This window comes from Ruminococcus sp. zg-924, from assembly GCF_024433635.1.
Classification (GTDB): domain Bacteria; phylum Bacillota; class Clostridia; order Oscillospirales; family Acutalibacteraceae; genus UBA7067.
In genome coordinates, this window is sequence record NZ_WNJZ01000006.1 from 46803 (window position 1) to 59163 (window position 12361).

At 42.9% G+C, this 12361-nt stretch carries 12 protein-coding genes; 8 read left to right on the forward strand and 4 right to left on the reverse strand.

The features are described 5' to 3' along the window. Nucleotides 1–17: 17 nt before the first annotated feature. Nucleotides 18–566 carry a Fe-S-containing hydro-lyase gene (locus GMA13_RS04120; protein WP_255883669.1) on the forward strand — a complete coding sequence of 183 codons (549 nt, stop codon included), beginning with the start codon at nucleotides 18–20 and terminating at the stop codon, nucleotides 564–566. A gap of 127 nt (nucleotides 567–693) precedes the next feature. Here the strand turns inward: GMA13_RS04120 and GMA13_RS04125 are convergent, their stop codons facing one another. The 3 genes from GMA13_RS04125 to GMA13_RS04135 all read right to left on the reverse strand — a co-directional run bounded on the left by GMA13_RS04125 (nucleotide 694) and on the right by GMA13_RS04135 (nucleotide 3012). After that, entirely contained in the window at nucleotides 694–1356 is a 663-nt protein-coding gene (locus GMA13_RS04125; RefSeq protein WP_255883668.1) for an HAD family phosphatase, read from the reverse strand. Between the two features lie 63 nt (nucleotides 1357–1419). Further along, on the reverse strand, nucleotides 1420–1578 hold the full coding sequence (locus tag GMA13_RS04130) for a rubredoxin (RefSeq protein WP_255883667.1): 159 nt from the start codon (nucleotides 1576–1578) through the stop codon (nucleotides 1420–1422). An 84-nt stretch (nucleotides 1579–1662) separates the two neighbouring features. Then, nucleotides 1663–3012, reverse strand: a complete 1350-nt coding sequence (locus tag GMA13_RS04135) for a PepSY1/2 domain-containing protein (protein WP_255883666.1) — start codon at nucleotides 3010–3012, stop codon at nucleotides 1663–1665. 202 nt (nucleotides 3013–3214) lie between these two features. On the opposite strand from GMA13_RS04135, the gene GMA13_RS04140 reads away from it, so the two are divergent. Genes GMA13_RS04140 through phoU form a run of 5 tightly spaced genes read left to right on the forward strand, consistent with a single transcriptional unit; the run spans nucleotide 3215 to nucleotide 7336 of the window. Further along, entirely contained in the window at nucleotides 3215–4129 is a 915-nt protein-coding gene (locus GMA13_RS04140; RefSeq protein ID WP_255883665.1) for a substrate-binding domain-containing protein, read from the forward strand. Next, nucleotides 4126–4995 (forward strand): phosphate ABC transporter permease subunit PstC, encoded by an 870-nt coding sequence (pstC, locus tag GMA13_RS04145; RefSeq protein WP_305119691.1) that lies wholly within the window; start codon nucleotides 4126–4128, stop codon nucleotides 4993–4995. Before GMA13_RS04140 ends, pstC begins: the two co-directional genes overlap by 4 nt. Beyond that, a complete protein-coding gene (gene pstA / locus GMA13_RS04150) occupies nucleotides 4988–5890 on the forward strand; it encodes a phosphate ABC transporter permease PstA (protein ID WP_255883664.1) in 903 nt (300 codons plus the stop codon). The genes pstC and pstA overlap by 8 nt, the downstream gene beginning before the upstream one ends. A gap of 28 nt (nucleotides 5891–5918) precedes the next feature. Further along, entirely contained in the window at nucleotides 5919–6668 is a 750-nt protein-coding gene (gene pstB / locus GMA13_RS04155; protein ID WP_255883663.1) for a phosphate ABC transporter ATP-binding protein PstB, read from the forward strand. After that, entirely contained in the window at nucleotides 6668–7336 is a 669-nt protein-coding gene (phoU, locus tag GMA13_RS04160) for a phosphate signaling complex protein PhoU (protein ID WP_255883662.1), read from the forward strand. Before pstB ends, phoU begins: the two co-directional genes overlap by 1 nt. Nucleotides 7337–7633: 297 nt before the next feature. On the opposite strand, the gene GMA13_RS04165 is transcribed toward phoU, so the two are convergent. Beyond that, nucleotides 7634–9613: a VanW family protein gene (locus GMA13_RS04165; protein WP_255883661.1), complete on the reverse strand. Its 1980-nt coding sequence runs from the start codon at nucleotides 9611–9613 to the stop codon at nucleotides 7634–7636. A 331-nt stretch (nucleotides 9614–9944) separates the two neighbouring features. Here GMA13_RS04165 and GMA13_RS04170 point away from each other — a divergent pair, with 331 nt between their 5' ends. Both GMA13_RS04170 and GMA13_RS04175 read left to right on the forward strand, forming a co-directional pair. Then, entirely contained in the window at nucleotides 9945–11084 is a 1140-nt protein-coding gene (locus GMA13_RS04170) for a glycosyltransferase (protein WP_255883660.1), read from the forward strand. A gap of 138 nt (nucleotides 11085–11222) precedes the next feature. Continuing rightward, nucleotides 11223–12359, forward strand: a complete 1137-nt coding sequence (locus GMA13_RS04175; protein ID WP_255883659.1) for a lysylphosphatidylglycerol synthase transmembrane domain-containing protein — start codon at nucleotides 11223–11225, stop codon at nucleotides 12357–12359. Nucleotides 12360–12361 lie beyond the last annotated feature (2 nt).

Here is a 12361-nt window from a genome sequence, read left to right on the forward strand (position 1 = left end):
CGAAAGGATTGAGATATATGAAAAAGCTAAGACTTCCGCTGAGCGAGGAAGATATACTCGGACTAAAGGCAGGCGACAGTGTTTTGCTGTCCGGCACTATGCTTACGGGTCGTGACGCAGCACACAAAAGGCTTTACGAACTGATTCAAAACGGCGAGGAGCTGCCTGTTGATATCAAGGGAGAACTTATATATTATGTTGGCCCTGCCCCGGCTAAGCCGGGTTATGCAGTAGGTCCGGCAGGCCCGACATCCAGCTACCGTATGGATAAATATGCTCCGGCACTTATGGACTTAGGGTTAAGAGGAATGATAGGCAAGGGCGCACGTTCACAGGAGGTTATTGACTCTATCGTGCGGAATAAGGGTGTGTATTTTGCCTGTATCGGTGGTGCGGCGGCGCTCATTGCAAAGAGTATTAAAAGCGAAGAAATCCTCTGCTATGAGGATTTGGAAACAGAAGCTGTAAGGCGATATACTGTTGAGGATTTTCCGTGCATAGTTGCGGTTGACTGCTACGGCGGCAATGCGTATGAGGACGGAGTTAAGAAATATTCACAGGAGTAAAACAGTGAAAGGGAGATGCCAAAAGCGCACCTTCCTTTTTTAATGCTTTGGTTTTAATAATAAAAATAAATTTCTAAAATCTCGTGTTAAGTTGCTGAAACAAAAATACCTGCTCGTTGTCTGTTGTTCACCCGTTATTTATCCTGTCTATTATTTCTATAACCTCAAATAAATCCTTTGCTACGGTGTAGGCTTTGCCAATGATTTCATCATTCGGCGGCAGCATATCGGGTACCATAACGGTTACCATTCCTGCCGAATATCCTGCCCTTATTCCGTTGTGGCTGTCCTCAAGGCACATACATTCACCGCAGGGTATGTTAAGGCGGCTTGACGCTTCGATGAAAATGTCCGGCGCAGGCTTGCCGTGTTCAATCATATTGCCGAAAACGGCGGCGGAGAAATATTTGAATATATCTGCACGCTTAAGCAAATCCTCGGCTACCGCCTGACTTGTTGAGGAGGCAACAGCGCATTTTATTCCGCTGTTTTTCAGATATGTAAGCAGCTTGTCAATTCCCGGCTTTTTCGGAACTCCGTTTTCCTCTATGCATTTCCGAAAACATTCAAGGTTCATTTGCCGCATACGGTCAAAGTCAAACCCATCGCCAAACACAGATTTGTAATAGAGCTTAGCGTCGGGTGAACGCTTACCGACAGTCTGCTTGAACATATCAAGAGTGATTTCATATCCCATTTTTGCGGCGTTTTCTTTAGACAGCTTGTATGTTGTCCATTCTGTGTCAAGCATAAGACCGTCCATATCAAATACAACTGCGTTAATTCTCATTTTTTCCTCCAGGTTAAACACATAGTAAAAATCGGCCTGTGTACTACACAGACCGATTAAGAATTATTCCTTTACAAACTCTTCTTTTCCTGCGCCGCAGATTGGGCAAACAAAATCGTCCGGTAAATCTTCAAACGCTGTTCCCGGTGCAACTCCCTGCTCCTCGCAGCCCTCTTCAGGGTCGTAAGTCCAGCCGCACGGCTCGCAAACATATTTATCCATTTGAATTCTCCTTTGCAATTTGATGAGTATATTATACTACTATAATTTCAGAATTAAAAGAGTAATTTTTGAATTTCCTGAAAATTATATTGTCAGTACTCCGTTGTCTGATTTCAACAGAATTAAAATCTGCTCCTCAAGTCCCGTTTCGCAGTTGATATATACAAGTATATCCTCGCCGTCAACACCCTTGCACAAAAATTCATAGCAGAGGTATTCAATATCGCCGTGAATCGGTACAACCGCAAGGCGGGAATTTTTTTCGGTGAGATACGGGCTTAGGCTTCGGCGGGCTGAGCTTAGCGGAAGATACGGTTCGGTGTTTCTTATGCAGTGGTTCATCAGATAATTTTCCGCATTGTAAGAAACAATTTCGCCGTTTTGCATTGACACGCCTACCTTAATCAAATCGCCGTAGCACACAGCTTCGTCCTGCATATAGGCGAAGTTGATAATGCATATATTGTTGTTGATTACGTAATAGCTTTCTTGCATATTTTTAAAGCCGTTTTTATTTAGAAACTCGGCGGCTTTTTTTATTGCGTCCTTATATTCAAGCGACTTGCCGTTTGGTGAGTCGCTTTTTGTCATTTCAACAATAAAGCCGCCCTGCTTTGATACGGTTATATATTCGTTGTCGCCTGTTGACAAAACGTAGGAGGGTATTTTGCCCTGTGTCGGCTCAAGCATTGTCAGGGCATCTGCTGTGGTGGACAGAAACTTTGCGGCTTTTTCAGTGGCTTGATGCTCACTTATTTCGTTATAGTTGCCAAGAAATACGCTTTCTCTGTTTTGAGTGCTGTCTGCAAACGGGCCGTCATATATTAAAGTAGGGTAGCTTGCGAAGCTGTTGTTGATTTCACCAAAATCATAATCAAGCGTGAATTTCTGCGGAGGTTCCTCAGTTAAGTTGCCCTGTATTGTCTGTTTAACGCCAAGCTGTGTTTCGCCGTCGCTGTATTTTGCCGACAGCTCTTCTAAAATAGGTGAGAGCTTATCTGCGTAGCTTGACAGGCTGACGAGAGTATCACGGTTTTGCGATGAAAATTCATACCCTCTTGAAGATGCGTTTATTATACTGCGTGAGTAGTCGCCGACCTGAGAGAGAAATTTGTGCAGCTTTTCACCCTCTGAGGAGGTTACAGGCAAACGTGACAATGCCGATTTTGCGCCTGCACTGTCGCTGCAAAGCTTTGCAGCCAGGGACAGCCGACCTGTGCTTGTGTTGGCGTAAATACCCTTTTCCAAAGAGGACTTTATGCTTGTCATATAGTCCGAAAGCTCTGACAGAGCCAGTTGATAGCCCTGTTCAATTGTGTTTCGGTAGCGGTTTGCAACTGAAAATCCTGCAAAGCAAGCGCACGACACAAGCAGTAAAAGCGCTGCACCGAAGCTTACAAGCCGCACAACCTGTCTTTTAGTAAGTCTAACCATTTTATCACTGTCCTATTTGGGTATGAATAATGTATTTCCTTAACTAATTTTCCCAGACATGGACGTATAATACATAAAAAGAAAAAAATTCATTTTACAAAGCTTTTACCTGTTTGTGTATTTGCTTTTTACAACTTGGGTTTATATTCATAAGCGTACCAAAGAGGTAAATAATAATCAACTCAGAAGAGGAGAATGAAAAATGAAAAAGACATCAAGGGTATTAACACTGGCAGCAGCGGCGCTTATAGCTGTATCAGCATTCGCAGGCTGCGGTAATTCTTCAAGCAGTGCAGGTTCATCTAACGACAGTTCAGCGGCAACATCAACATTCGACACAAGCAAGACGATTTCAGTAATAACAAGAGAGCAGGGCTCAGGAACAAGAGACGCATTTGTTGAGCTTACAGGTGTTCTTGTAAAGGACGGCGACACAAAGACAGACAACACAGCGGCAAGCGCAATTACAGTTAACGGCACAGAGGCTGTTATTACAAACGTTAAGGGCAACGATGCTGCAATCGGCTACATTTCACTCGGTTCACTTAATGATACAGTTAAGGCGGTAAAAATTGAAGATGTTGAAGCAACAGCAGAAAATGTAAAGTCGGGCGATTACAAAATCAGCCGTCCGTTCAATATTGCATACAAGGGCGAACTTGAGGGTCTTGCAAAGGATTTTGTTGACTTCATTATGAGTGCAGACGGCCAGAAGGTTGTATCTGACAACGGCTATGTAACAGTATCTGAGAACGCAGCATACAGCGGCTCAAAGCCGAGCGGCAAGATTGTTATAGCGGGCTCATCTTCAGTATCTCCGGTTATGGAAAAGCTTATTGAGGCTTACAAGACAATTAACACAGGCGCTGAGATTGAGCTTCAGACAACAGATTCATCATCAGGCATGACAGCGGCTATTGAGGGTACATGCGACATCGGTATGGCTTCCCGTGAGCTTAAGGACAACGAAGTGTCAGAGCTTAAGTCAGAAACAATAGCAAAAGACGGTATCGCAGTAATCGTAAATACAAACAATACAGTTGAAAGCCTTACAATTGAGCAGGTAAAGGCAATCTATACAGGTGAAACAAAGGTTTGGAGCGACGTAATTAAATGAGAATAAACAGAATAAAAGAAAAGGCTATGCAGGGGGTTTTCTTCCTGACAGCCATAACAAGTATAGCGGCGGTAGTCCTTATTTGTATCTTCTTATTCTATAACGGTATTCCCGCAATAGCGGAAATTGGGATACTCGATTTTGTAGGCGGCCAGAAATGGGCGCCTACAAACGAACCCGCAAGTTATGGAATATTGTGTATGATAGTCGGCAGCGTTTATGTTACCGCAGGCGCAATAATAATAGGTGTTCCAATCGGTATCCTTACGGCGGTGTTTCTTGCAAGATTTTGCCCGCCTGCACTCTATAAAATTCTTAAACCTGCAACAGAGCTTCTTGCAGGTGTTCCGTCAATTGTTTACGGCTTTTTTGGTCTTATGGTAATAGTGCCGTTTATCCGTGACAATATTGGCGGAAACGGGCCGAGCTTGCTTGCGGCTTCGATAGTATTGGGAATTATGATACTGCCCACAATTATCGGCGTGTCCGAGTCGGCAATCCGTGCTGTGCCGGAAAGCTATTACGAAGGCTCGCTTGCTCTTGGTGCTACAAGAGAGAGAAGCGTGTTCAAGGCAATTCTTCCGGCTTCAAAATCAGGTATATTAGCCGGCGTTGTGCTGGGTATCGGACGTGCAATAGGCGAAACTATGGCGGTTATCCTTATAGCAGGCAATCAGGTGCAGATACCAAGCTCAATTACAGACGGTGTAAGAACGCTGACAGCAAACATAGTCCTTGAAATGGGATATTCAACCGGACTTCACCGACAGGCACTTATAGCAACCGGCGTTGTACTTTTTGTGTTTATTCTGCTGATAACCCTTTCAATGCAGGCTATAAAGAGTAGGAGTGAGAAGAATGGCTGACGCTATAAATGAAAAACAGTCTGAGATTAAGGCTATAAATAAAATTGCTTTTTCTCAAAGACTAAAGGAGTACAAAAGAAAGCCGCTTTCACTTGTTATGTATCTTATAGTTGTACTGGCAGCGGCACTTTCTATTTTCGCATTGGTATTTCTCATAGTTTACATACTTGTAATGGGTGTTCCGCATTTAACACCCGACCTGTTTGCGTGGGAATATAACAGCGACAATGTGTCGTGTATGCCGGCGATTATCAATACGATTATTATTACATTGCTCACACTGCTTATCGCTGTGCCGTTTGGTATCGGTGCGGCAATATACCTTGCAGAATATGCAAAGAGAGGCAACAAGCTTGTCAAGGTAATAAGAACAATGGCTGAAACCCTGTCGGGTATTCCGTCAATTGTTTACGGCTTGTTTGGTATGCTGTGCTTTGTTACGGCATTTCAATGGGGATACTCGGTTCTTGCAGGCGCATTTACACTGTCGATAATGGTACTTCCTACCATTATGCGTACAACCGAGGAGGCGCTTATAGCTGTGCCGGACTCTTACCGTGAGGGAAGTTACGGCCTTGGTGCAGGCAAGCTCAGAACAATTGTTAAAACAATTCTCCCAAGCGCAGTGCCCGGAATACTTGCCGGTGTAATTCTTGCAATAGGCAGAATTGTTGGCGAAACGGCGGCTTTGATTTATACGGCAGGCTCTACGACAGGACTTGTAGACGGAGTTATGTCATCGGGCAGAACTCTTGCAATTCATATGTATATGCTTGCAAACGAAGGACTGCATACAGATCAGGCATGGGGTACGGCAGTTGTACTGCTTGTGCTTGTGCTTGGAATAAACACTCTGTCAAGCTTTATTGCAAAGAAACTGAGCAGCAAGAAATAACGCTCTGAGAAAGGATATATGGGCATAAATGGACAAATTTACTATTAAAGATATGAATCTGTATTACGGCAAGTTCCACGCCTTAAAAGGTGTAAATCTGAATATGCCGAAAAATCAGATAACAGCGTTTATCGGGCCTTCGGGCTGCGGTAAATCTACACTTTTAAAATCACTCAACAGAATGAATGACCTTGTTGAGGGCTGTAAGATAACAGGCGACATCAGGCTTGACGGCGAGGATATTTACGGAAATATAGATATAAATATTCTGAGAAAAAGAGTGGGTATGGTTTTTCAAAAGGCAAACCCGTTCCCAATGAGCGTGTACGACAACATAGCCTACGGTCCACGAACACACGGCATCAAGAGCAAGGCGAAGCTTGACGAGATTGTTGAAAGCTCGCTTAAGGATGCCGCAATATGGGATGAGCTTAAGGACAGACTCAAAAAGAGCGCCCTTGGTCTTTCCGGCGGTCAGCAGCAGCGTTTGTGCATAGCAAGAGCCTTGGCTGTAAAGCCGGAGGTATTGCTGATGGACGAGGCAACCTCTGCTCTTGACCCTATTTCAACAGGAAAAATCGAGGAGCTTTGCTTAAAGCTTAAAAATCAGTACACAATAATTATGGTTACTCACAATATGCAGCAGGCTCTGCGTATTGCAGACAACACTGCGTTCTTCTTACTCGGAAAGATGATTGAATACGGCAACACTGACCAAATCTTTTCCAACCCAAGGGAGAAGGAAACCGAGGAGTACATAACGGGGAGGTTTGGCTAATGCGAGAATATTACGATATTCAGCTTAACGATTTAAACAATCAGATAATAGAGATGGGAAGTCTTGTTGAAAAGTCTGTTGCGTACAGCGCAATGGCACTTGTGAAATCTGATATTGATAGAATAAATAAGGTCAGCGAATATGAGAGTGCCATAAACAGAAAGGAAAAGGATATTGAAAGCCTTTGTGTAAATTTGATTATGCACAATCAGCCGGTGGCTAAGGATTTGAGATTTATATCGGCTGCTTTAAAGCTTGTTACTGACCTTGAAAGAATAGGAGACCACGCCGAAGATATAGCCGAGATTTCTAAGTTTGTTGATTCACAGAACTGTCATCTTGACAAAACGGTCTTTTCAGAGATTGCGGATACAGCAGTTAATATGGTTAATTTAGGCGTTGATGCGTTCATAAAGAGAGATTTAGACCTTGCGCAAAAGGTGGCTGAGATGGACAATACGGTTGACCAATTGTTTATCGAGATTCGTCAAAAGCTTGTTTCAGGACTTAAGTCCGGAGAGTATGATTCAGCTCCGGCACTTGATTTGTTCCTTGCAACAAAGTACTTTGAGAGAATAGGCGACCATGCGGTTAATATTGCTGAGTGGGTGGTTTACTCGCTTACAGGCAAGCTTGAAAATCTTGATGATTACGGCATCGAGGAATAATTATCAGCTTTTTACTCAAAAATATATTATACCCAAGAAAAAAGGCACGGCTTGTTCGTGTCTTTTCTCTTGCAAAAATCTTTTATCAGTCATTCGTTCGGCTCAATCAGTGTTTAGCAAAAACAGAACGGTCTGTGCCGAATGAGGCATTAAAAAACCTTACCCATAAACGACCAAAGGAACCCCATTGTAATCCCTCTTGCTTTTACCTTTGTTCGCTTATCGGATTGCTTTAGCGGCAAAACAAAGCTCCCCTGCATACTGCTGCACAGGGGAGCTTTAAGTGTATTCCGTTATTTATGAAATTTTGAGGTTCTTTTTCGGGTCTTCAATCTTGTTCGACACATTACCCGGATCGCCTGCGACAACGTAGTGACCGTTTTTCAGGCTGTACACTGAGTCCGGAAGATCCTCTCGCTTAACCTCTTTACCTTTTTTATAGTATACTCGGTCCGCTTCAAAACCAAAGCTTTCGCTTCCGATCCATGAACATTCGGACTCGGTTCTTATTTCGTCCCATTCGCTCGGTTGGAAACCGTATATCTCACAATTGAGAGTAACTCCGTCCATCCAGGTGTGAACAAAAATCTGGTAATCTGTGTTGTTTTTCATCTTGAGGTCGAGGTTTGGGTAGTCGATTGTAGCGTCAAGACCGCCGTAAACGTATACGGAGGTATAGAAGTGGTTTGCTCGCTCCTCTACTCCCATGTCTGAAAGCAACATTGCGTTATAAATTGTTGTTGCTGCCTGACATATACCGCCGCCAATGCCCGGAACATACTGCTCGTTCATAATAACGCTTGCAGGCAGATAACCGTTTTCAGGCAGGTTGCTGTCGCCTGTGCACTCGTTAAACGAGAATATCTTGCCCGGGTCAACTATTGTTCCGTCAATAGCCGCAAGCGCAGTAGCCATATTAGCGTTTGCATTGTAGCCGTTTGTCGATACTGTGCTGAACTGACCGATTAGCTGTACGTTGTTTTTAACCTCATCCATCTTGTGCTTTGGTTTTTCGGTTGTGGTTTCTACGGTAACGTCACCGCTCTTGGCGCCGTTTTTGAACAGCTCCTTTATATCTTCTGTGAGCGCTTCTTGGTTGATAACTGTGCCGTTGCTGCCCTTAACCCATTTGAACATTTTCTCAAAGCTCTTAGCGTAGGGGTCATATTTCTCTGCGTGCGGCTCAACGGCCTTTTTGTCAATCTTTGCAGCACTTCTGTTTACAACCTTTTCAATGGACGAATCGCTTACAATGCAGGATACAGCAAAATCAACCGTACCATTTTCAGCGTCTGCTGTTACGTTGTATTTATCCGGTACAGCAAGCTGGTCAATAGTACCGTTATTTATTGCGGTGTTTACGTCACGGCTGTACTGAACAGCCTGCTCAAACACCTCGTCCGTGTTAAATGTATATGTAAAGTCGTCCTGCGTAAATGAAAGCTTCTTGCCGTCGCCATAGTTTACATTAAGGGTGAACTCCTCCTTAAAGTCGCTCTCCTTAAGCTTTATAAGAGCCTTTGCTTCCTTCTGGTTCTTTCCGCCGATGTCAATGCCGGAAATTGAAACGCCCTTGGCAAATACAAACTCGTTTTCATTTGTCTGGGTAGCTCCTTTAACCTCCGGTATAGGCGCTGCAACAGGAATGGACTCCGGTGTCAGAGCCATTGCCGCAAAGAACGAACAGGCGAGAAGCACTAAAACTGCGGCGACTCCGCCTAATACGAAGCCTTTTTTGCTCTTCTTCGTTTCAGCCGACTTATTCGGCTCGGCAGATATTACTGCCTGCTGCGTTGTGTCGGCGTTTATGAGGGCAGGAATTTCGGAAATTATTTTATCCGCTTCAGAATCAGGTGTGCTGTTGTTGGCTTGCGAAACATCTGTTGCTTGTTCGCTGTTGTCATCAATGGCAACTGCGGCAGCCGGCTGCTGCGCCGTTGCTGCTTTCTCAGCCTGTTTTGCTGCTTGCTTTTCAGCCTTCTTCTTTTTCTTTTCCGCTTTTTTGTCGGGCTTTTCTGCTTGTAATTGCTGCGGCTGCTGCGCTGTGAAGCCTGCGCTTATATCGACAAACTCCTCTTCCTCAGGCTCTGTCGGCTCGACCTTTTCCGTTTGCTCAGGCTCTGTCGGCTCGACCTTTTTCGTTTGCTCAGGCTTTGGCTGTTCGGCTTTTGTGCTTTCAGACTTTTCAGCGTCATTTTGAATGTGCTGCTGTCTAACTTCGTTTAAAATATCATCTATTTTAGAGTTAATGTCTTTTTTGTTGTTGTCATTACTCATTTATATACCTCCGGGATTTGATTGGCGGTACAAATTAAATTTGTACTATTATGTGTTGCCAACTAATGCTGTGTCTGTTACAGCTACTTATATTCTACTACATAACGCCGACAAAAGCAAAGAAAACGAAGCAAAAAAACGAACAAAGATAATAAATTAACAGTTTGTTTTTTTGTATGTCATAATTACGTTTTTTATCGGATGCATAATTTGCTTTCAAGAAAGGTGTTGAATTTTTTGTTTGTTTTGGTATAATGATTTAAATAGGGATATTTTGATAAAGGACAACGGGTAAATAACAAAAGAAAATTAGCTGAAAGGATAATAACAGATGCGTGTATTGATTTTTACCGCTTCAACAGGCGGAGGACATAAAAAAGCGTCAGCGGCACTTGAAGGCTATTTGAAATCCCGTGACAGTGAGGCTGTTGTAAAAACTGTTGACGCACTCAAGGCTGTCAGCAAGGCGTTTGACAAGCTGATAAGCGGCGGCTATGTTTTTCTTGCAAAGCATGCGCCGAGGGTTTATGGCAAGATGTACCGCCGGTCCGACAAGGACACAAAGCTCAATTCTCTTGTTGATAACGTAACCGGCAGTGTGTCAAAGAAAATTTTCCCGATAATTGACGAATTCAAGCCCGACGCAATAGTTACAACTCATCCTTTTGCGGCTGAGATGGTGTCTGCAATAAAGGAAAAATTCAAGCTGACGGTTCCGCTTATTTCAATAGTAACCGACTTTGCACCGCACAAGACATATATTCAGCCTAATGTTGACTTTCTTGTTGTTTCAAGCGATGAAATGAAGTATCAGCTTGAAAATTTAGGAGTAAAAGGAAGTAAAATACGAACACTTGGAATACCGGTTGACCCTGTGTTCTATATAAAACAGGATAAGAACGCTCTGCTAAATGAAATGGAGCTTGAGCAAGATGTCCCGACAATACTTATGATGGCGGGGAGTTTTGGTGTGTCGGACGTGTTCGACATATACGAGGGAATTTTGAATATACCGGAAAAATTCCAGCTCATTATCATTACAGGAAATAACAAAAAGCTTTACGCCGAGTTTGAGCAAAGGCTTGAAAAGCAAGGCGACGGCGGAAAGAGAACAAGGCTTCATTTCTTTGTCAATGACGTTTACAGATATATGCACGCAAGCGACCTGCTTATTACAAAGCCGGGCGGCTTAACCGTTACCGAGGCGCTTGCGTCGTGCCTGCCTATGGCTATATTCAAGGCTTATCCGGGGCAGGAGGCTGATAATGAGGATTACCTTATCAGAAATAATATGGCTATTCAGCTTCCAAAGGGCAAAAAATGCGCCCCTGTTATTCAAAGGCTGATAACCGACTCTGAAAAGCTTGATTCAATGAAGCATTCCTGCGAGGAATTCTTTAAGGGCAAGGCGGTTGAAACAATTTCCGATTTAATTTTGGAAGCATGCGGAAATAATTGCGGTGAAAACTAACATAAAACAGCAAATTATGCTGCAAATAACGAATAAAATAACAATTGTTTTGTATGACTTAAAATGGTATACTAATCCTTAGCTTTAAGATACACCAAAAAGAAAAGGTTTTACCGCATTACTCTAAGGAGGAAAGCTTTGGGAACTAAAAAGAAGTCTAAAATCAGCTTTAGTTTGATTTTGAATATTTTTGTTATCCTGATGTCTGTCGGACTTGTTATATACTTTTTTATCTCTCCGGACGGACTTATGGATTTGCTCAGAAATTCACCCGGTACAATAAATTGGATCTGGGTTTTTGTAGCGTTTGTAGCTTTTATGATGAACATAGTTATGGATGTGTTCGTTACATATTTTTTTATCAGGTCAGAATTTAAGAGTTTCACGATGTGGGACGCAGTAAAAACAAGCTGCGTCGGGCAGTTTTTCAGCGCTATCACTCCATCGTCAACGGGCGGCCAGCCAATGCAGATTTATCTGTTGTCAAAAATGGGGATAAGTGCAGGCTTTTCAACCTCTTGTATGACGCAGAAGTTTATTGTTTATCAGCTTACAACAACGGCGATAAGTATTTTTGCAATTTTTCTGCGATTTGATTATTTTGTTGCAACTATGGACACGCCCTACAAATGGAGCCTTGTTATATTGGGTTTTGTATCTCAAATCGGCGTGACAACATTTTTGCTTATTGTTTCTTTTTGCAGAGGACTTTCAAAAAAGCTTTTAAACCTTGTCAGCAAGATTATGCATAAACTCAGGTTTATTAAGAACCCTGACGAAAAGACACTCGCTTTTGAACAGCAGATTGAAAACTTTCACGAGGCTAATAAAAACGTATTCAGGTACAAGAAGAGAATGGTATTATACTATTTGCTTGTGTTCTGCCAGGTAATTTTTATTCTTATTTGCCCGTATTTGCTTTACAGAGCCTTTGGCTTCAGCGGTGCAAGTCCTGTTGATATGGTTTGTGCTCAGGCGTATGTAAACCTCACATCAAGCCTTATACCTCTGCCCGGTTCATCGGGAATTGCAGAGTTTGCATACAATATGTTTATGGCAGAATACTTTGCAAACGGCACGCTTAAATCTGCAATTTTAATCTGGAGGTTTATAACCTACTACGCCGTAATAGTATGCACAGCACCGTTTTCACGCTTTACAAGCGGTAAGAATAAGCAAGGCAAAAGACAGAGTATTGACGACCGTCTTATTAATAGCGTGAATAATGAGATGTTTAACGAAGACAGTGACGAAAAACAAACAAGCGAGAACTGAAT

Coding starts and splice junctions, on each gene's coding strand:
- pstA (WP_255883664.1), top strand. CDS start 4,988: ATGGCTGACGCTATAAATGAAAAACAGTCTGAGATTAAGGCTATAAAT.
- GMA13_RS04170 (WP_255883660.1), top strand. CDS start 9,945: ATGCGTGTATTGATTTTTACCGCTTCAACAGGCGGAGGACATAAAAAA.
- GMA13_RS04120 (WP_255883669.1), top strand. CDS start 18: ATGAAAAAGCTAAGACTTCCGCTGAGCGAGGAAGATATACTCGGACTA.
- pstC (WP_305119691.1), top strand. CDS start 4,126: ATGAGAATAAACAGAATAAAAGAAAAGGCTATGCAGGGGGTTTTCTTC.
- GMA13_RS04125 (WP_255883668.1), bottom strand. CDS start 1,356: ATGAGAATTAACGCAGTTGTATTTGATATGGACGGTCTTATGCTTGAC.
- pstB (WP_255883663.1), top strand. CDS start 5,919: ATGGACAAATTTACTATTAAAGATATGAATCTGTATTACGGCAAGTTC.
- phoU (WP_255883662.1), top strand. CDS start 6,668: ATGCGAGAATATTACGATATTCAGCTTAACGATTTAAACAATCAGATA.
- GMA13_RS04165 (WP_255883661.1), bottom strand. CDS start 9,613: ATGAGTAATGACAACAACAAAAAAGACATTAACTCTAAAATAGATGAT.
- GMA13_RS04135 (WP_255883666.1), bottom strand. CDS start 3,012: ATGGTTAGACTTACTAAAAGACAGGTTGTGCGGCTTGTAAGCTTCGGT.
- GMA13_RS04130 (WP_255883667.1), bottom strand. CDS start 1,578: ATGGATAAATATGTTTGCGAGCCGTGCGGCTGGACTTACGACCCTGAA.
- GMA13_RS04140 (WP_255883665.1), top strand. CDS start 3,215: ATGAAAAAGACATCAAGGGTATTAACACTGGCAGCAGCGGCGCTTATA.